This window comes from Bacteroides sp. MSK.20.12, assembly GCF_019052435.1.
Lineage (GTDB): Bacteria > Bacteroidota > Bacteroidia > Bacteroidales > Bacteroidaceae > Bacteroides > Bacteroides xylanisolvens.
In genome coordinates this window covers 119,615-139,738 of sequence record NZ_JAHQVH010000010.1, presented here as the reverse complement: position 1 = coordinate 139,738, position 20,124 = coordinate 119,615, and the positions used below count along the sequence as shown (strand labels likewise).

The following is a 20,124-nucleotide window of genomic DNA, read 5'->3' as shown; positions in this document are numbered from 1 at the left end:
AGGTATTAAGTATTAAGTATCAAGTATTAAGTATCAGGCATTAGATAAATATGAAAACCAAAAGCATCTTTCCCCTGTTCCTACTGGCAAGCACACTTTTGACAGCAGCTTGCGTCACCCCAACAGCCAAACAAGCAGGAAGTAACAGCTTCGAATGGGGGCAAGTACCGCAACAACCGGATTTGTCATGGGCTGACAGTGTAGGAAGCCGGCAAATGCCCGGAAACAATCTTATTTTATCCGCCAATTCTTTTGGCGCAGTAGCAGACAGCACGGTGCTTAGCACAGAGGCTATCCAGAAAGCAATCGACAGTTGTTCCGTCTCCGGCGGAGGCACGGTCACCCTTCAACCGGGATATTATCAGACAGGGGCATTGTTCGTAAAAAGCGGTGTCAACCTGCAACTGGATAAAGGAGTGACTCTACTGGCTAGTCCTCACATTCATCATTATCCCGAATTCCGTTCACGGATTGCGGGAATTGAGATGACATGGCCCGCGGCAGTAATCAACATTGTCAACGAAAAGAACGCTGCCGTCAGTGGAGAGGGAACGCTGGATTGCCGGGGCAAAGTATTCTGGGATAAATACTGGGAAATGCGGAAAGAATATGAAAAGAAAGGATTACGCTGGATTGTAGATTACGACTGCAAACGTGTACGGGGTATTCTCGTGGAACGCAGTTCGGACATTACCCTCAAAGGATTCACCCTGATGCGGACAGGCTTTTGGGGATGCCAGGTTCTTTATTCCAATTACTGCACCATAGACGGACTGATCATTAATAATAACTTGGGAGGACACGGCCCCAGTACGGATGGTATCGACATCGACTCGTCCACTAATATTCTGATTGAAAACTGCGACGTCGATTGCAATGATGATAATATTTGTATCAAATCGGGACGCGACGCAGACGGATTGCGTGTCAATCTCCCCACGGAAAATATAGTAATACGCAACTGTATAGCCCGCAAAGGCGCAGGCCTCATCACCTGTGGCAGTGAAACCTCCGGCAGTATACGAAATATATTGGGATACAATCTTCAAGCAGTCGGCACCTCGGCTGTACTACGGTTAAAAAGTGCCATGAACCGCGGAGGAACGATCGAAAACATCTATATGACCGACGTAAAAGCAGAAAACGTCCGCCACGTACTGGCTGCGGATCTGAACTGGAATCCCAGTTATAGTTACAGCGTATTACCTAAAGAGTATGAAGGGAAAGATATTCCGGAACATTGGAGAGTAATGCTGACTCCGGTAACACCACCCGAAAAAGGTTATCCACACTTCCGCAATGTATATGTATCAAAGATCAAAGCAGAAAATGTAGATGAATTTATCTCTGCTTCCGGCTGGAATGACTCGTTACGTCTGGAAAATTTCTATCTTTATGCCATCGAAGCGCAGACCAATAAACCGGGAAAAATCTGCTATACAAAAAACTTCAATTTGTCTGAAATAACATTGGATATGAAAGACAAAAACGCTATTGAACTAAAGGAAAATGAACAAAGTAATATCCACTTCAACTATGCTGAAACAACTCCTGACCACCGTACTGCTGGGAATCTTGCTCATTGATGCGCAAGCACAATCCCTGACTCCGCCTGCCGGTACTTTCCGGCTGGGAATATCGAAGGGAAATGAAAGTCACTGGCTGAAGCCTAAAGAAAAAGTAGAAGGGATCCATTTCCAATGGAAAGCCTTGCCCGATAGTCATGGATTTATTCTGGAAGTAGAAGTGACTTCCACATCAAAAGCGGATAAGCTCTTTTGGAGCTTCGGCGATTGCCAGCCGGATTCGGATATCAATGTCTTCAGTGTGGAAGGACAGGCTTTCACTTGCTATTATGGAGAAAGTATGAAATTACGTACTTTACAGGCTGTCACTCCCAGCGATGATATTCGCTTGAGCAACGGACATAAGGATGAAACTCCCCTGATGCTTTACGAATCGGGCAAACGGACGGACCGACCGGTATTGGCCGGACGTTGTAATCTATCTCCTACCCTCTCGCAAGAAAAGGACACCAAGCCATTCCGACTTTACTTCTGCTTCTACGAACAGAATGAAAAAGCGGATTACAACTATTATATGTTACCGGATATTTTTGCCAAAATCGACAAAAAATGAAAAGAGCTTATTTATTATTCACTCTGTTAATTGGTTGCATCTATATACATGCAGCCATTTATAACGTTAAGGACTTTGGAGCCAAAGCGGATGGAAAAACCATCGATTCTCCTGCTATCAATCGTGCGATTGAAGCAGCTGCAGAAGCCGGAGGAGGTACGGTTTACCTACCAGCCGGAGAATATGCCTGTTATTCTATCCGGTTAAAAAGTAACATTCATTTGTATCTGGAGCAAGGTGCGTGTATTCTTGCCGCTTTCCCCGGAAAAGAGGCAGGATATGATAGTGCCGAACCGAATGAACATAACAAATATCAGGATTTCGGACACAGCCACTGGAAGAATTCCTTAATTTGGGGAATCGGGCTGGAGAACATAACGATCAGTGGGCCCGGACTTATCTACGGTAAAGGGCTGACTCGCGAAGAAAGCCGCCTACCGGGTGTAGGCAATAAAGCTATCAGTTTGAAGGAATGTAGAAATGTGACTCTGAAAGATTTATCCATGTTGCATTGCGGACATTTTGCCCTGCTGGCTACAGGAATAGATAATCTGACTATTCTGAATCTGAAAGTAGATACAAACCGGGATGGATTCGATATTGATTGTTGCCGGAATGTGCGTATCAGCCAGTGCACGGTGAACTCGCCCTGGGATGATGCCATTGTATTGAAAGCATCCTACGGTTTAGGACGCTTTCAGGATACGGAAAATGTGACGATCAGCGATTGTTATGTAAGTGGTTATGATAAAGGAAGTGTATTGGATGGCACCTGGCAACTGGATGAACCGCAAGCCCCCGATCATGGTTACCGCACCGGACGCATCAAACTGGGAACAGAAAGTAGCGGAGGTTTCCGCAATATTGCGATTACTAATTGTATCTTTGAACATTGCAGGGGACTGGCATTGGAAACGGTAGACGGAGGACATCTGGAAGATATTGTTATCAACAATATAACGATGAGGAATATTGTCAACGCTCCTATCTTCCTCCGGTTAGGCGCACGTATGCGTAGCCCCGAAGGTACGCCTGTGGGCACCATGAAGCGCATTCTCATCAGCAACATCAACGTTTGGAATGCCGACAGCCGTTATGCCTCCATCATCAGCGGAGTGCCGGGTGCATGTATTGAGGACGTAACTTTTCGAAATATTCACCTCTATTATAAAGGAGGATATAGCGAAGAGGATGGCAAACGTATTCCGCCCGAACAGGAGAAAGTATATCCCGAGCCCTGGATGTTCGGCACTATTCCCGCTAAAGGGTTTTATATCCGCCATGCACGGAATATTACCTTCGACGGCATCCGCTTCCACTTTGAACAACCGGACGGACGACCGCTTTTTGTAACTGATGACGCAGAAAACATAGAATACTATAATACACCGAAAGAATAATGAATAAAAGACAATGGATAGTTCTTTGCCTGCTCGCCACAGGTGGAGTAATGCAAGCACAACAATGGCCGGACACTCCGGTGGAAGCACGTCCCGGTGCCAGATGGTGGTGGCTGGGAAGTGCCGTAGACGAAAAGAACCTGACGTATAATCTGGAAGAATACGCACGCACCGGAATGGGAGCAGTAGAAATTACTCCTATCTATGGGGTGCAAGGCAATGACGCGAATGAAATTCAGTTTCTTTCTCCCCGCTGGATGGAAATGCTTAAACATACACAGGCGGAAGGAAAACGTACGGGTATCGAGATTGATATGAATACCGGAACAGGATGGCCTTTTGGCGGACCTGAAGTCAGTATCGAAGATGCGGCTACCAAGGCTATCTTCCAGACATACGAAATAGAAGGCGGCAAAGAGGTTGAACAGGATATCAATGTGACCGATCCCAAGCAACAACCATTTTCCGTACTAAGCCGGGTGATGGCATACGATGAAAAAGGCAAATGTATCAACCTGACTGCTCACGTCAAAAAAGACAAGCTGCAATGGAAAGCACCTGCCGGCAAATGGAAAGTGATCGCTCTTTACATCGGAAAAACAAGGCAGAAAGTGAAACGGGCAGCTCCGGGAGGAGAAGGCTACGTGATGAATCACCTCTCAAAAAAGGCGGTAAAAAATTATCTTTCCCGCTTTGACCGTGCTTTCAAAAGTAGCAAGACAAGTTATCCGCATACTTTCTTCAACGATTCATACGAGGTTTATCAAGCTGACTGGACGGATGATTTCCTGGAACAGTTCGCTCGCAGACGGGGGTATAAACTGGAAGAACATTTCTCCGAGTTTCTGGATGAAAATCGTCCGGAAGTTAGCAGACGTATCGTGTCGGATTACCGGGAAACCATTTCCGACCTCTTATTGGAGAACTTCAGTCATCAATGGACAGACTGGGCACACAAAAACGGTAGTATCACCCGTAATCAAGCACACGGTTCGCCCGGCAATTTGATTGATATCTATGCTTCCGTGGATATTCCCGAATGTGAAGGTTTCGGATTGTCGCAGTTCCATATCGAAGGATTGCGTCAGGACTCATTGACCAAAAAGAATGATTCGGATCTGTCTATGTTGAAATATGCTTCTTCGGCAGCTCATATTGCAGGAAAAACGTATACTTCTTCCGAGACATTTACATGGCTGACGGAGCATTTCCGTACTTCCCTGTCGCAATGTAAACCGGATATGGATTTGATGTTTATTTCCGGAGTCAATCACATGTTTTTCCACGGTACTCCTTATTCTCCGAAAGAAGCCGAATGGCCCGGATGGCTGTTCTATGCTTCTATCAATATGAGTCCGACAAACAGTATTTGGCGTGATGCCCCTTCTTTCTTCCATTACATTACCCGCTGTCAGAGTTTTCTGCAAATGGGACGGCCGGATAATGATTTCCTGATTTATCTTCCGGTATATGATATGTGGAACGAGCAACCGGGACGATTGTTACTGTTCACCATCCACCACATGGATAAACTCGCTCCCAAATTTATCAATGCTATCCATCGTATTAATAACAGCGGATATGACGGGGATTATATCTCTGACAACTTTATTCGCAGTACCCGTTTCAAGAACGGACAGTTAGTTACATCGGGCGGCACTGGTTATAAAGCACTGGTAGTACCTGCCGCGCACTTGATGCCGAGTGATGTGCTGGCGCATCTTTATGAACTAGCCAAGCAAGGAGCTACCATTGTATTCCTCGAAAACTATCCGACAGATGTACCGGGATATGGTCAGTTGGAACAGAAACGAAAAAGTTATCAACAGACTTTGAAGAATCTGCCTGCCGTATCGTTTTCAGAAACAACCGTTACTCCGATTGGGAAAGGTAAGATTATCACCGGAACGGATTATGCACGTACATTGGCATGTTGCAATATCCCTGCGGAAGAAATGAAAACAAAATTCGGGTTACAGACCATTCGAAGAGTAAATGACACAGGACATCATTACTTCATCTCTTCATTGCAGAACAAAGGAGTAGATGGTTGGATTACTTTAGGTACAAATGCCGAAACAGCCGCTCTCTTTAACCCCATGACCGGAGAATGCGGAGAGGCGAAAGTGCGTCAGGTAGACGGAAAGACACAAGTCTATCTGCAATTAAAATCGGGCGAGTCTATCATCCTGCAAACATACCGACAACCTTTACAAGCATCCAAGCCGTGGAAGTATGTAAAAGAACAACCCTTTAGTCTTCGCCTGGACCATGGCTGGAAATTGCACTTTGCTGAAAGCACACCGGAGATTCAGGGTACATTTGATATAGACCGTCCATGTTCATGGACAAACATAGATCATCCGGCAGCCCAAACAAATATGGGGACTGGCGTTTATTCTTTGGATATTGAGTTGCCGGCTCTGAAAGCTGACAACTGGATTCTTGACTTGGGAGACGTACGCGAAAGTGCCCGTGTCCGAATCAACGGACAGGAAGCAGGCTGTGTATGGGCAGTGCCTTATCAGCTTAAGGTAGGGCAATTCCTGAAACCTGGAAAAAACCACATCGAGATAGAAGTCACTAACCTCCCTGCGAATCGGATTGCAGAATTGGACAGACAGGGAGTGCAGTGGCGCAAATTCAAGGAAATCAATATTGTAGATTTAAGATATCGTCCGGCTAATTATGGACATTGGGCTCCTATGCCTTCCGGTTTGAATAGTGAAGTACGATTGATTCCGGTAGATTTTACACAAGAGTAAGGAAATCATTATTCACCAAGGAGGACGCAAAGGACACAGAAGTGAAAACAGTTCGGGGGTATAAACTAGCAGATGATCTTCTGCTTACTAGTGAAAGATAATTTCCTTCACTAGTATTTTTTATATCTTTCCTCCTATAAATAGTGATCGAACTTGCATTCCGGTTTTCGTTTGACTTAAGTTAAGCGATAGTTTGACTTAAGTTATTCTATCGTTCGACTTAAGTCAAACGAAAACTCATTAGGGAATGAAAAAGATATTGTCTTCAAAGAAAACAATTAAATATAGTATAGCGGCAGATTATTTCTTGCCAGTGCTACTTTAAATTTCTTACAGCCTGTTCAAGTTGTTTCAATGCCTGTTCCAGTACAGCACGCGGACAAGCGATATTCAGCCGCATAAATCCTTCGCCTTCTTTGCCAAACGTTGTTCCGTCATTCAATGCAAGATGTGCATCTTCTACGAAAAGGCGGTTCAGTTCTTTCTGATCGAGTCCCAACTCACGACAATCTAGGAAAATAAGATAAGAGGCTTGTGGACGAATCATTTTAATCGCAGGAATATGTTCTTTCAAATATGTCTCTGTAAAATCTACATTTCCTTTAATATAGGCTACCACTTGATCCAGCCATTCCGTTCCATGACTGTAAGCAGCCGCTACACTAAGGTAAGCAAACAGGTGCCCTTCACTAAATTCACTTGCTTCCATATAGGTTTGGAAACGATGGCGAAGTTCGTCATTTTCTATGATTGCATAAGAACTGGCCAGCCCCGGCATATTGAATGCTTTGCTCGGAGACATAAAGACAAGTGAATTCATCCGTGCTTTTTCCGAAATCAAAGCAAAAGTAGGATGTTTATAAGGTGGTAAGGTCAAGTCGGCATGAATCTCGTCCGAGATCACCAGAGTACCGCTTTCATAACAGATATCAGCTATTTGAGAAAGTTCCTCTTTTGTCCATACGCGTCCGCCCGGGTTATGGGGATTACTTAAAATCAATAATTTGCATCCTTGTACATCCCGGCGAAAACGGTCAAAGTCGATATAATACTGTCCATCTTTCAGTACCAATGGGCTGTATACTACTTCACGCTCATTCTTCTGTGTTACCAAAAAGAAAGGATGATAAACAGGAGGCATGACCATTACTTTATCACCTTTTTGCGTAAAACATTGAATAACGAAAGCCAATCCGCGGACAATACCGGGAGTGAAAGTCAACATCTCTTCACGGATCGTCCAGCCATGACGCTCTTTCACCCAGTTAACAATAGACTCCGACCATTCTTTGCAAGCAAAAGTATATCCGAGCACTTCATGTTCCAGCCGTTTTCTCAAAGCCTCTATTACAAAAGGAGCCGTACGGAAATCCATATCAGCTACCCACATTGGAATCAAGTCATTGCGTCCCCAACGGCTTTCTACAGCATCCCATTTTACGGAATCTGTACCGTTACGGTTTATTATTTCATCAAAATTATAGTTCATACTGCATAATGTTTTTATGTTATGTGAGACAAAAGTAGTACATTTGTACTCAATTCAAAAAGGAATTTATGACGAAAGCTTTATTTTTTGATATAGACGGAACGCTGGTCAGTTTTGAAACTCACCGTATACCGTCTTCTACCATCGAGGCGTTGGAAGCTGCCCACGCAAAAGGGCTGAAGATATTTATTGCTACCGGACGCCCGAAAGCCATTATCAACAACCTTTCCGAATTGCAGGACCGGAACCTTATCGATGGATATATAACCATGAACGGAGCCTATTGTTTTGTCGGTGAACAGGTTATTTATAAAAGTGCCATACCACAGGAAGAAGTGAAAGCAATGGCAGCTTTTTGCGAGAAGAAAGGTGTTCCCTGCATTTTCGTAGAGGAACATCATATTTCTGTCTGCCAACCTGATGATATGGTGAAAAAGATATTCTACGATTTTCTGCATGTGAATGTAATTCCTACTGTATCTTTTGAAGAAGCAACAAGCAAGGAAATTATACAGATGACTCCTTTTATCACAGAGGAAGAAGAAAAAGAAATCCGTCCGTCTATCCCCACCTGCGAAATCGGACGCTGGTATCCCTCATTCGCAGACATAACAGCCAAAGGAGACACCAAGCAGAAAGGTATTGATGAAATCATCCGTTACTTCGGCATAAAGCTGGAAGAAACAATGGCATTCGGAGATGGAGGAAATGATATCACTATGCTTCGTCACGCAGCTATCGGAGTTGCTATGGGACAGGCTAAGGAAGACGTGAAAGCCGCTGCCGATTACGTTACGGCTCCCATTGACGAGGACGGAATAAGTAAGGCTATGAAACATTTCGGAATTATTTAATAATGTGCCGATTTACCAATGCGCCCAAAAAACTATTATCCCGCGATTTCATGACACAACGTATTGGCAAATTAGCACATCAACAAATTTGCATATTATTATATTATGAGCGTAGACACTAACAACGCTGAGTTTCAGGATGCACTGAATCTGATTCAATATACCCGCCAATCAGTCTTTCTGACAGGAAAAGCCGGTACGGGAAAATCTACATTCCTGCGTTATGTCTGCGAGCATACCAAGAAGAAGCATGTCGTACTTGCACCGACCGGAATTGCCGCAATCAATGCCGGTGGAAGTACGATGCATAGCTTCTTTAAATTACCTTTTTATCCGCTATTGCCGGATGATCCTAATTTAAGTCTCCAACGTGGCCGTATTCACGAGTTCTTCAAATACACCAAGCCACATCGTAAGTTGCTGGAACAAATAGAACTGGTCATTATCGACGAAATCTCTATGGTACGGGCAGACATCATCGATGCCATCGACCGTATCTTACGAGTTTATTCACATAATCTGCGCGAACCTTTCGGTGGAAAACAACTCTTATTGGTAGGAGACGTCTTCCAACTGGAACCCGTTGTAAAGAACGATGAGCGGGAAATATTGAACCGCTTCTATCCCACTCCTTACTTTTTCTCTGCCAGAGTGTTTGGACAAATAGACCTCGTCTCTATCGAACTTCAAAAAGTATATCGACAGACGGACCCTGTATTCGTCAGTGTCCTCGACCATATCCGCACCAATACAGCCGGAGCTGCAGATTTGCAACTACTCAACACCCGCTACGGAAGCCAGATTGAAGAATCTGAAGCGGATATGTACATCACACTCGCCACCCGAAGAGATACAGTCGACTCCATTAATGAGAAGAAATTAGCAGAACTCCCCGGAGAACCCATTACTTTTGAAGGGGTTATCGAAGGAGATTTTCCGGAAAGCAGTCTGCCTACTTCACAAGAGCTTGTACTCAAACCCGGTGCACAAATCATCTTCATCAAGAATGATTTCGATCGTAGGTGGGTAAACGGTACGATTGGTGTCATTGCCGGAATTGATGAGGAAGAAGAAACGATCTACGTCATCACCGACGATGGAAAAGAATGTGACGTAAAACTGGAATCATGGCGAAATATCCGCTACCACTACAACGAAAAAACAAAAGAAATAGAAGAAGAAGTATTAGGCAGCTTCACTCAATACCCTATCCGGTTAGCATGGGCCATCACTGTCCATAAAAGTCAGGGACTGACCTTCAGCCGTGTAGTCATCGACTTCACCGGCGGTGTATTTGCCGGAGGACAAGCATACGTAGCACTTAGCCGTTGTACCTCACTGGACGGCATCCAGCTCAAAAAGCCTGTTAATCGTGCCGATGTTTTCGTCCGCCCCGAAATCGTCAACTTTGCCGGACGCTTCAACAACCGCCAAGCCATCGACAAAGCCCTGAAACAAGCACAAGCCGATGTGCAATATGCCGCTGCCTCACGTGCCTTCGACAAAGGGGATATGGAAGAATGTCTGGAACAGTTTTTCCGTGCCATCCATTCACGCTACGATATTGAGAAACCTGTTCCCCGTCGTTTGATCCGCCGTAAACTCGGCATTATCAATACACTGAAAGAGCAGAACAAGAAGCTCAAAGAACAGATGCGCGAACAACAGGAACGTATACGACAATACGCCCACGAGTACCTGTTAATGGGAAACGAATGTATCACCCAAGCCCACGACGTACGTGCCGCCCTTGCCAACTACGACAAAGCCCTTAGCCTCGACCCCAACTATATAGATGCCTGGATAAGAAAAGGAATCACACTCTTCAACAGCAAAGAGTACTTCGACGCTGAAAACTGTTTCAACACCGCAGTCAGCCTCCATCCTGCAAACTTTAAAGCAGTCTATAACCGTGGAAAGCTCCGACTAAAAACAGAAAACACAGAAGGCGCCATCGCCGACCTGGACAAAGCCACCAGCCTGAAACCCGAACACGCCGGCGCACACGAACTTTTCGGGGATGCCCTGTTAAAAGCCGGAAAAGAAGTGGAAGCTGCGTTACAATGGAGAATTGCAGAGGAACTGAAAAAAAAGAAGAAGTAATAAATCTACATAAAAGAAGAAGACGGAAACCGTCCGTTTTCTTCCTCACCGACCAACACCCCGTTCCTCACCGAGGAAAGACCTGTTCCTCACCGAGAAAGAGAGCATTGCTCACCGAGGAACGGATCCCCCACCTACAACCCCTTGTAGAACCATTGTCTCCTTTGGCGAATCATACACAAATATATTTACAGACTAGATTCGGATCAATCCGAAAAAAAGATTACTTTATAGGCAATTCTCAAATTCTGTATAACCTATAGATCTGTGGTAAATTCTTTTTCATCCATCACGGTACAGGTTATTAGTTAAATGAAAATTTAGCGGTTAAATGGGAATTTAGCGGTTAAATGGGAATTTAGTGGTTAAATGGGAATTTTGCAGTTAGGCTGAAAGCCTTACAATTATATATTTATTGGGGTGCCCTGAAAGGGCTTAATTATATAGCGTAGGGCAACGCCCTACGAAAAAAACACACCAGCCACAAGCCCTGAAAGGGCGGAACCGTATACAATTATGCCCTTTCAGGGCGCAAATTCAGATTGTCGTTTTTACGTAGGGCGTTGCCCTACGCTATATAATTAAGCTCTTTCAGGGCACTCCGCAAAATGATCATTTATCTCATTTCTGCACCGATTTGAACTAAAACCGGAAGTTCGGATTAAGCCAGAAGCCAGTCCTTTGGATTCCGCTTAATTTAAAAATAAGAATCCCTAAAAATTTCTCTTTTATCTCTTATTATCAAAAAGTTTTATTAGTTTTGCTCTTCATTATATCTCAAACTCTTAAAATAGAAGCAAATGAAAAAAGGTTTGAAAATCGCAGCTATCACCGTAGGAGTAATTATCATTCTGATGTTCCTTCTTCCTTTCGCCTTCCAAGGAAAGATAGCCGACATTGTAAAAACAGAAGGCAACAAGATGCTTAACGCACAATTTGACTTTAAGAACCTTAACATTAGTCTGTTCCGCAATTTTCCACAGGCTTCTGTCACTCTCGAAGATTTCTGGCTGAAGGGTACGGGTGAATTTGCCAATGACACCCTTGTACAAGCCGGAGAAGTTACCGCCGCAGTCAACTTATTCTCCCTTTTCGGAGATAGCGGTTACGATATTTCTAAAATATTTATCGAAGACACGAAATTACATGCCATTATCTTGCCGGACGGACGTGCCAACTGGGATATCATGAAACCGGATACAATAGCAACAGTCGAAACGCCTGCAGAAGAAGAAGCCTCTTCTCCTTTCAAAGTCAAGCTGCAACGCTTTGTTATCAAAAACATGAATCTAATTTATGACGATCAACAAGGAAAGATGTATGCTGATATCCGCGACTTCAACACTATTTGTGCCGGAGACTTAGGAAGCGAACGTACCACTCTGAAACTGGAAGCGGAAACCAAATCACTCACCTACAAGATGAATGGAATCCCTTTCCTGGCAAATGCCAATATCTCCGCCAAGATGGACGTAGATGCTGACCTTGCCAATAACAAATACACATTAAAAGACAATACCATCCGCCTCAACGCCATTCAGGCAGGCATCGACGGCTGGGTAGCCTTGAAAGACCCGGCTATCGACATGGACTTGAAACTTAACACGAATGATATAGGCTTCAAGGAAATTTTGTCATTGATTCCCGCCATTTACGCCACAGAATTCTCCAGCCTGAAAACAGACGGAACTGCAACGCTCACTGCAACGGCCAAAGGTATCCTGCAAGGAGACACCGTTCCATCATTCAATATTGACATGCAAGTCAAGGATGCGATGTTCCGCTATCCGGCTTTACCGGCAGGAGTAGATCAAATCAACATCAGTGCCAACGTTCAAAATCCCGGAGGAAATATCGACCTGACTACGGTCAACATCAATCCGTTCAGTTTCCGCCTTGCCGGAAATCCGTTTAGCCTGACTGCTACAGTGAAAACGCCGATCAGTGATCCGGATTTTAAAGCAGAAGCGAAAGGAGTGCTCAACTTAGGTATGATCAAACAAGTCTACCCGCTTGGAGACATGGAGTTGAACGGTACCATCGACGCCGATATGCAAATGTCGGGACGCCTCTCATCCATCGAAAAAGAAGAATACGAACGTATACAAGCTTCGGGTACTATCGGACTGACGGGCATGAAACTCAAAATGAAAGATATGCCGGATGTAGAAATTAAAAAGTCTCTCTTCACCTTCACTCCGAAATACCTCCAGTTGAGTGAAACAACCGTCAACATCGGAAAGAACGATATCACCGCCGACAGCCGGTTTGAAAACTACATCGGTTATGTATTGAAAGGTAGCACATTGAAAGGAAACCTGAATATTCGTTCCAACTACTTCAATCTGAACGACTTCATCACCGCTTCTGCCGATGAAGCCTCCACATCAGAAGCTGCGTCCACCGACTCTGTAGCTACAGCCGCCACAGGTATTGTTGAAGTTCCCCGTAACATCGACTTCCAAATGGACGCTAACCTGAAACAGGTGTTATTCGACAAGATGTCTTTCAATAATATGAATGGCAAACTTGTTGTAAAAGATGGCAAAGTGGATATGAAAAACCTTTCCATGAACACCATGGGTGGTAATGTAGTGATGAACGGCTACTACTCCACCGCCAACGTAAAGAAGCCGGAAATGAAAGCCGGATTCAAGCTCTCCAATATCGGTTTCGCACAAGCTTACAAAGAACTGGATATGGTGCAGAAAATGGCTCCTATCTTCGAAAACCTGAAAGGTAATTTCTCCGGAAGCATCAATATCCTAACAGATTTGGATGCAGCCATGAGCCCCGTACTGAATACGATGCAGGGTGACGGTAGTCTTTCCACCCGCGACCTTAGTTTAAGCGGAGTAAAAGCAATCGACCAGATAGCCGATGCCGTGAAGCAACCCAGCCTGAAAGACATGAAAGTGAAAGACATGACATTGGATTTCACCATCAAAGACGGCCGCGTAGAAACCAAACCGTTTGATATCAAGATGGGAGACTACACACTGAATCTTTCCGGCAGCACAGGACTCGATCAAACCATCGACTATTCCGGTAAAGTGAAACTGCCCGCATCCGTAGGCAATATCTCTAAGTTAATGACTCTTGACTTGAAAATCGGAGGTTCGTTCACCTCTCCGAAAGTCAGCGTAGATACTAAAAGCATGGCCAACCAAGCTGTCGAAGCCGTAGCCGATGAAGCAATCAGCAAACTCGGACAGAAACTTGGACTGGACTCTGCCGCTACCGCCAACAAAGACTCAATCAAACAGAAAGTCACAGAGAAAGCTGCGGAAAAGGCACTGGATTTCTTGAAAAAGAAACTCAAATAAAAAGAGAAAATAATAACCATTTAACCCCACTCGTCCCTCCTCCTTCTCCTTTGCGAGAGGGAAGGGATGAAGCTTTTAATATGCTACTGAAACTATATGATAAAAACAATAACCCGCAGGATTTACAACGAATCATCGATATCCTGAATGACGGCGGACTTATCATCTATCCTACCGATACGATGTACGCCATCGGCTGCCATGGTCTGAAGGAACGTGCCATAGAACGGATCTGCCGGATTAAAGAGATAGACCCTCGAAAAAACAATCTGTCTATCATCTGTTATGACTTAAGCAGTATCAGCGAATACGCGAAAGTAGACAATAACGTATTCAAACTGATGAAGCATAATCTTCCGGGACCATTTACCTTTATTTTGAACGGCACCAACCGGTTACCGAAAATCTTTCGCAACCGGAAAGAAGTAGGTATCCGTATGCCGGACAACAACATCATCCGTGAAATCGCACGCCTGCTGGACGCTCCCATTATGACCACCACACTGCCATACGAAGAGCACGAGGACTTGGAATATATGACTGATCCCGAACTTATAGATGAAAAGTTCGGCGACATCGTCGATCTGGTCATTGACGGCGGTATCGGAGGTATAGAACCTTCAACGGTTGTGAAATGCACGGACAACGAACTGGAAATCGTCCGACAGGGAAAAGGCTGGCTGGAAGAGAATTAATTCCGCTGACAGCTATCTCTAACATACAAAATGGGCTGCAATCAATTCAACACTGATGCAGCCCATTCTCTTTTTATAGAATCAGTTTTATGCTTACTTAATCAAAGATTCCGGATCTAAATGAGCAGACTCGATATCTTTGAAGTAACGGTAAGTACCTACTTTCAATTCCGCCGTAGCAGCATCATCACAAACAATAATACCTTTTTCATGCATTTGCAACGCACTGATTGTCCACATCTGTGTGATAGCACCTTCTACTGCATGATACAAAGCACGAGCTTTGTTATGACCGTTTACAATAATCATCACTTCCTTTGCAGAAAGCACAGTACCCACTCCCACTGTCAAAGAAGTCTTAGGAACCTTATTGATGTCATTATCGAAGAAACGGGAGTTAGCAATGATGGTATCCATCGTCAATGTTTTCTGACGAGTGCGTGAAGTCAATGAAGATCCCGGTTCGTTGAACGCAATATGTCCGTCAGGACCGATACCGCCCATGAACAGGTCGATACCACCGTATGACTTGATCTTTTCTTCATAACGTGCACACTCTGCATCCAAATCCGGAGCATTACCATTCAGAATATTCGTATTCTCCGGTTTGATGTCGATATGACCGAAAAAGTTATTCCACATGAAAGAATAATAGCTTTCCGGATGTTCTTTCGGCAATCCTACATATTCGTCCATGTTGAATGTTACCACATTCTGGAAGGAAACGATTCCTTTCTTATTCAGGTCGATCAAAGCTTTATACATACCCAGAGGAGAAGATCCGGTGGGACAGCCCAATACAAATGGTTTTTCGGGGGTTGGATTGGCAGCTTTTATTTTAGCAGCAACATAATGTGCAGCCCACAGAGATACGGACTGATAGTCCGGCTGAATAATAAGTCTCATAAGTCGATTGTTTTATAGGTTAGTTAATAAATTATTATCTCATTCACAGTTTTAACGATCTTTCTTCAAACGATCCGCCATGGCACGTGCCAGGTTTTCACATTGAGTATAAGTCAGGTCTTTCATTGCCTGTTTCATCTCCACCGGATCACCGACCAATTCGAATTTGCTCTTTTCCGCAAACTCTGCCAGACGTTTCACAGCAGCACCTGCCCATGTGAAAGAACCGAAATAACCCAAATAGCGTCCCTTCACCTCACGCAGCAGAATCTTTGAGAGCAGCGCTTCCACTTCCGGGAATATCTGATTACTATAAGTGGGAGAACCGATAATCAATCCCTTGTAACGGAAAATATCCGCTATAATATAAGAAGGATGGCTCTTTGTCACATTATGCATGACAATGTTCTTAACACCCTGTGCCGAAAGCTCTTCTGCAATAGCTTCCGCCATTTGCTCCGTATTTCCATACATGCTTCCATAAGCAATAACAACACCTTCGTCTGCATCATAACGACTCAAACGGTCATAGATACCAATTACCTTGGCAATATTCTCTGTCCATACCGGACCATGTGTAGAACAGATGGCAGAAATAGGTAGTCCTCCCAATTTTTGCAAAGCTTTTTGCACGGGGCTTCCGTATTTGCCTACGATGTTAGAGTAGTAACGAACCATTTCCCCCCAATACTTATCCACATTGATCCGCGTATCTAGGAATCCGCCATCTACAGTGCCAAAGCATCCGAATCCGTCGCCGGAGAAAAGAACGCCGTCCGTTTCATCAAAAGTCATCATCGTTTCCGGCCAATGCACCATCGGAGTCATATAAAAACGCAGTTTATGATGTCCCAAAGCTAAGAAATCACCTTCCTTTACCAGATACTGTTCGCCGGTTACACCGTAGAAACCTTCAATCATACCGAATGTCTGCTTGTTACCCACGATAATAATTTCCGGATAATGTTGCTTAATCAGTCGGATAGATCCCGAATGATCCGGTTCCATGTGGTTTATAATCAAATAATTAATAGGACGTTCTCCAATCACTTGCTTGATCTTGCGCAAGTAGACTTCAAAATAACAAATATCTACCGTATCCACCAATGCCACCATTTCATCATCAATCAGATAAGAGTTATATGAAACTCCATAGGGCAATGGCCACATCCCTTCAAATCTGTGCTTGTTACGGTCATTCACTCCCACATAGTGGACATTTCCTTTAATTCTTGTTTTATGTTCCATTCTTCAAATCCATTTATATTTCTTCCACCATCTATATTCCGCTCAAACAGCTATTTATTCAGTGGTAAGTTTATCGTCTGCAAAAATAATCCTTTTTTCCGAATCCCTATACTTCTTACCTTGATAAGCACCTCTTTCTTTCATTCTTTTTTGTAAACGCGCTACAAATTCATAATTTTTCAATCCCCAGCCCGGAGCTATTAATAAATCTTTAGGAGATTGGGAAACAAAACGCTCCACAACTATATCGGGACGAAGATGTTCTACATAATCAATCACCAGACCAATGTATTCCTCCACCTCGTTAAACAAATGAAAACCATCAGGAGCTTCCTCATACTCATGTGCCATGCGTGTACCACGAATCAATTGCAACTGATGGATCTTGAGTGTAGCTAAAGGCAGGTCGGAAAGGATTTCCGCTTGTGCCACCATCGTATCATGCGTTTCTCCCGGAAGTCCGAGGATGATATGTCCGCCTGTCAGGATACCACAGGCGGCTGTCCGCCGGACGGCTTCCACCGTATCGGCATAAGTATGCCCCCGGTTAATGCGTTTTAAGGTTTCGTCGCAAGTGCTCTCGATCCCATATTCAACCATAAGGAAAGTATGTTTGTTCAATTCTTCCAAGTAACGCAACAAACTCTCCGGCATACAATCGGGGCGTGTACCTATTACCAATCCGACCACCCCGTCTACCGTCAACGCTTCTTCATATTTACGCTTCAAGCCTTCCAGTTCGGCATACGTATTGGTATAAGCCTGAAAGTAAGCCAAATATTTCATTTCCGGATATTTATGGGCAAAAAAGCATTTCCCTTCTTCCAATTGGGTAGTGATAGACTTCTCTGTCCAGCAGTAATCCGGATTAAAAGTCTGGTTATTGCAATATGTACATCCGCCCCATCCTTTTGTTCCGTCACGATTAGGACAAGTGAAACCTGCGTTCAATGAAATCTTTTGTACCTTGTAAGGAAAATATTTCCGCAAAAAAGTAGGAAAATCATTATATAATAGCTGCGTAGACATGTTCATTCACTTCTTTCTTTATTTTACCTACAAACATAAGCAAAATCAGCGAGTTATGGAAAGTTGACACAAAATATCTTCAATATATTAAAAATTTCATAAATTCCATAAGATAAATTAATAAACATTGCTATTCAAAAAACTATTTAATTAGCTTTGTAATGATTTTAGGCATTGGCAGGAGGATACTTGTGAAAGTCTTGTGCAATTATTCCCCAATTATGATTTCATCTCACCATACCCCATGCAACTCTTGTCAATAAAATTATCCTCTTTATATTCTGAATAAGATTATAAAGAGGATTTTTTTAACGAATATTATTCATTTCACTTTTTCAAAATAAAGAAGAGAGACCAATATTATTGCCCAACCGATCTGCTAAGTGAAACATTTATAATAGGGCTGTAGTGAGAGTATATTACAAAATCAGAATAAACAAACTTTATATCCCCAATCGTTCTTTCAATAATCGATAACCGGAAAGACTAACCCGAAGTTTCACTCCATTCTTCAATAATAACTGATAGGTTTCTTTTCCAAAAAGCTCGACCCGGGAAATCTGCGTAACATTCACAATCGTAGAACGATGCACCCGAACAAATGTATCCGGAGAGAGATGAGTTTCAAAATACTTCATGGTCTGCTCTTTCAGGTATTCGCCTGTGGGGGTTATCAGCATCACATAATCTCCACATGCTTGTATGTAAATCAATTCGTCTGCCTTCACCAAATGAATCCGGGAGCCGTCTTTCACTGTAATACGATCTATCCATTCAATGGGTGATTCTTCCTGCTGTTCAGCCACATTCACCTGATGTACAGCCAGTTCTTTTTCCAGTTCCTGATTTTGTACTTCTTCTTTTGTGACTATCAAGCGGTACCATAGAGTAATAGCAATTAAAACCGGTAGTCCGAACAATAACCGGAAAGGGATTGTCTGCGCAAAAGGAACATAGGACACTCCTACAATTCTCACCATTATGTCACAGACCATAAAACTTCCTGCCAGCCAAAGCAGACTTCCAACGATAATCATAATTACATCCGTCTGGAACAACGAGACAAGACCGACCACAAACCATGCCAGATAGGCGATAGCCGCCAACCAACCGATCGTTACTATTCCATCTACCAAAGCGGGAAGATAATCGTTTCCGGTGTATCCACAGACTAAAGCTACTTGGAATACAACCAGAATCAATGCCAGCACCAGTATCGGAATCCAACGAAAAGGAGATTCTATAATCGGATGTGCTTTCATACGCTAGCCTTTAACCTCCAAGCCTCCGAAAGAAAGTGTTCCCCGAATTACCAACACACTCTCCTTATTTATATTTCCATTCTGCCAACGTTTATCATCACATCCTCCAAAGAAAGCATTGCATTTAAACACGACTTTCCAGTCAGAAGGGACATATATCTCAACTCCTCCCCAACTGCAATCCAAATCTATGTATGTTTCTCCGGGTGCAATATGGGTATGGCGCAAATCAATCGTCGTTCCTCCGAAAGATGTGCGAATGACAGCTCCTTTAAACAATTCGTCAAGCACCACGTGACGGGCAGCTCCCCAAACATTCTCGGCACGTAGAAAACCATCTACTGACTCTGCCTGCTGTTGCTCACTTTCAAAATTCATGCCGGGTTGTCCCTGATGCATCTTCATCCATTTCTGACGATGTTGCATGGCATGATGGTGTGCCCAGTGCCCCCGCCTGTTCTTGCCGGATTTAAAAAAGAATAAGACACCTGCTGTTATCAGAGCGATAGGCCATACCATTGCCTGCGAATTTTCGGGCAACCATGAAAGCCCTCCAATCAAAAAATACAAACCTATCAACAAAAGGATGATTCCACCGATGAAATGGCGGCGAATCATAGAATATATACCTAATATAATAAGGAGTGAATGCCAGGATACGATCATATCGAAGACTTCAGATGTAATCCATCCCATATTACGGGCAAACAGCAGAATCCCGGAAAGGATAAAAAGCGAAGCTATCAGTATTTTACCGGAAAAGCCTGTAGCAGTGGGAAATTTTTGTTTCTCTTCCATTGTCTCTATTATTAATTGATTAATGGTTCAAAGATACATCATTTCCCACTGCTTCTACAGCCTTTTCTGTTGATTTCCGGTATAAATTCCGATGAATGCCGGATAAAAAC

The 20,124-nt window shown here is 43.7% G+C and carries 14 protein-coding genes; 8 read left to right on the top strand and 6 right to left on the bottom strand.

The genetic code is table 11. The annotated features are described in order from the left end of the window. Window positions 1-50 precede the first annotated feature (50 nt). From KTR06_RS07920 to KTR06_RS07905, 4 genes are read left to right on the top strand one after another with little or no spacing between them, the layout of a single operon-like run. Window positions 51-1,586 carry a glycoside hydrolase family 28 protein gene (locus KTR06_RS07920; RefSeq protein ID WP_134993477.1) on the top strand — a complete coding sequence of 512 codons (1,536 nt, stop codon included), beginning with the start codon at window positions 51-53 and terminating at the stop codon, window positions 1,584-1,586. Beyond that, the gene (locus tag KTR06_RS07915) at window positions 1,537-2,139 is read left to right on the top strand and encodes a DUF4450 domain-containing protein (protein ID WP_004316733.1); all 603 of its coding nucleotides are present in this window, start codon (window positions 1,537-1,539) and stop codon (window positions 2,137-2,139) included. The genes KTR06_RS07920 and KTR06_RS07915 overlap by 50 nt, the downstream gene beginning before the upstream one ends. Then, complete coding sequence (locus KTR06_RS07910) at window positions 2,136-3,539, top strand: glycoside hydrolase family 28 protein (RefSeq protein ID WP_004316732.1); 1,404 nt, start codon at window positions 2,136-2,138, stop codon at window positions 3,537-3,539. Before KTR06_RS07915 ends, KTR06_RS07910 begins: the two co-directional genes overlap by 4 nt. Next, the gene (locus tag KTR06_RS07905) at window positions 3,539-6,304 is read left to right on the top strand and encodes a glycosyl hydrolase (protein WP_217290170.1); all 2,766 of its coding nucleotides are present in this window, start codon (window positions 3,539-3,541) and stop codon (window positions 6,302-6,304) included. Before KTR06_RS07910 ends, KTR06_RS07905 begins: the two co-directional genes overlap by 1 nt. 316 nt (window positions 6,305-6,620) lie before the next feature. Here the strand turns inward: KTR06_RS07905 and KTR06_RS07900 are convergent, their stop codons facing one another. Beyond that, window positions 6,621-7,793, bottom strand: a complete 1,173-nt coding sequence (locus KTR06_RS07900; RefSeq protein ID WP_008642182.1) for a MalY/PatB family protein — start codon at window positions 7,791-7,793, stop codon at window positions 6,621-6,623. Window positions 7,794-7,861: 68 nt separating this feature from the next. On the opposite strand from KTR06_RS07900, the gene KTR06_RS07895 reads away from it, so the two are divergent. From KTR06_RS07895 to KTR06_RS07880, 4 genes are all read left to right on the top strand, one after another. Beyond that, on the top strand, window positions 7,862-8,647 hold the full coding sequence (locus tag KTR06_RS07895) for a Cof-type HAD-IIB family hydrolase (RefSeq protein ID WP_004316729.1): 786 nt from the start codon (window positions 7,862-7,864) through the stop codon (window positions 8,645-8,647). Window positions 8,648-8,752: 105 nt separating this feature from the next. Next, complete coding sequence (locus KTR06_RS07890; RefSeq protein WP_008642180.1) at window positions 8,753-10,750, top strand: AAA family ATPase; 1,998 nt, start codon at window positions 8,753-8,755, stop codon at window positions 10,748-10,750. A gap of 800 nt (window positions 10,751-11,550) precedes the next feature. Further along, window positions 11,551-14,076, top strand: coding sequence for an AsmA-like C-terminal region-containing protein (locus KTR06_RS07885; RefSeq protein WP_217290169.1), 2,526 nt, complete (start codon window positions 11,551-11,553; stop codon window positions 14,074-14,076). An 80-nt stretch (window positions 14,077-14,156) separates the two neighbouring features. Beyond that, the gene (locus tag KTR06_RS07880; RefSeq protein ID WP_015532391.1) at window positions 14,157-14,771 is read left to right on the top strand and encodes an L-threonylcarbamoyladenylate synthase; all 615 of its coding nucleotides are present in this window, start codon (window positions 14,157-14,159) and stop codon (window positions 14,769-14,771) included. 93 nt (window positions 14,772-14,864) lie between these two features. Here the strand turns inward: KTR06_RS07880 and nagB are convergent, their stop codons facing one another. The 5 genes from nagB to KTR06_RS07855 all read right to left on the bottom strand — a co-directional run bounded on the left by nagB (window position 14,865) and on the right by KTR06_RS07855 (window position 20,014). Next, window positions 14,865-15,677 carry a glucosamine-6-phosphate deaminase gene (nagB, locus tag KTR06_RS07875; RefSeq protein ID WP_004301540.1) on the bottom strand — a complete coding sequence of 271 codons (813 nt, stop codon included), beginning with the start codon at window positions 15,675-15,677 and terminating at the stop codon, window positions 14,865-14,867. A 51-nt stretch (window positions 15,678-15,728) separates the two neighbouring features. After that, complete coding sequence (locus KTR06_RS07870) at window positions 15,729-16,925, bottom strand: FprA family A-type flavoprotein (RefSeq protein ID WP_008020770.1); 1,197 nt, start codon at window positions 16,923-16,925, stop codon at window positions 15,729-15,731. A 54-nt stretch (window positions 16,926-16,979) separates the two neighbouring features. Next, window positions 16,980-17,960, bottom strand: a complete 981-nt coding sequence (locus KTR06_RS07865) for a TIGR01212 family radical SAM protein (protein WP_217290168.1) — start codon at window positions 17,958-17,960, stop codon at window positions 16,980-16,982. Between the two features lie 437 nt (window positions 17,961-18,397). After that, window positions 18,398-19,216, bottom strand: a complete 819-nt coding sequence (locus KTR06_RS07860; RefSeq protein ID WP_117809218.1) for a LytTR family DNA-binding domain-containing protein — start codon at window positions 19,214-19,216, stop codon at window positions 18,398-18,400. A 3-nt stretch (window positions 19,217-19,219) separates the two neighbouring features. Beyond that, the gene (locus KTR06_RS07855) at window positions 19,220-20,014 is read right to left on the bottom strand and encodes a LiaF domain-containing protein (RefSeq protein WP_008020765.1); all 795 of its coding nucleotides are present in this window, start codon (window positions 20,012-20,014) and stop codon (window positions 19,220-19,222) included. Between the last annotated feature and the right edge of the window lie 110 nt (window positions 20,015-20,124).

Excerpts from the sequence above, each read along its gene's own strand:
- KTR06_RS07920 (WP_134993477.1), top strand. The coding sequence starts at position 51 with ATGAAAACCAAAAGCATCTTTCCCCTGTTCCTACTGGCAAGCACACTT.
- KTR06_RS07915 (WP_004316733.1), top strand. The coding sequence starts at position 1,537 with ATGCTGAAACAACTCCTGACCACCGTACTGCTGGGAATCTTGCTCATT.
- KTR06_RS07910 (WP_004316732.1), top strand. The coding sequence starts at position 2,136 with ATGAAAAGAGCTTATTTATTATTCACTCTGTTAATTGGTTGCATCTAT.
- KTR06_RS07905 (WP_217290170.1), top strand. The coding sequence starts at position 3,539 with ATGAATAAAAGACAATGGATAGTTCTTTGCCTGCTCGCCACAGGTGGA.
- KTR06_RS07900 (WP_008642182.1), bottom strand. The coding sequence starts at position 7,793 with ATGAACTATAATTTTGATGAAATAATAAACCGTAACGGTACAGATTCC.
- KTR06_RS07895 (WP_004316729.1), top strand. The coding sequence starts at position 7,862 with ATGACGAAAGCTTTATTTTTTGATATAGACGGAACGCTGGTCAGTTTT.
- KTR06_RS07890 (WP_008642180.1), top strand. The coding sequence starts at position 8,753 with ATGAGCGTAGACACTAACAACGCTGAGTTTCAGGATGCACTGAATCTG.
- KTR06_RS07885 (WP_217290169.1), top strand. The coding sequence starts at position 11,551 with ATGAAAAAAGGTTTGAAAATCGCAGCTATCACCGTAGGAGTAATTATC.
- KTR06_RS07880 (WP_015532391.1), top strand. The coding sequence starts at position 14,157 with ATGCTACTGAAACTATATGATAAAAACAATAACCCGCAGGATTTACAA.
- nagB (WP_004301540.1), bottom strand. The coding sequence starts at position 15,677 with ATGAGACTTATTATTCAGCCGGACTATCAGTCCGTATCTCTGTGGGCT.
- KTR06_RS07870 (WP_008020770.1), bottom strand. The coding sequence starts at position 16,925 with ATGGAACATAAAACAAGAATTAAAGGAAATGTCCACTATGTGGGAGTG.
- KTR06_RS07865 (WP_217290168.1), bottom strand. The coding sequence starts at position 17,960 with ATGAACATGTCTACGCAGCTATTATATAATGATTTTCCTACTTTTTTG.
- KTR06_RS07860 (WP_117809218.1), bottom strand. The coding sequence starts at position 19,216 with ATGAAAGCACATCCGATTATAGAATCTCCTTTTCGTTGGATTCCGATA.
- KTR06_RS07855 (WP_008020765.1), bottom strand. The coding sequence starts at position 20,014 with ATGGAAGAGAAACAAAAATTTCCCACTGCTACAGGCTTTTCCGGTAAA.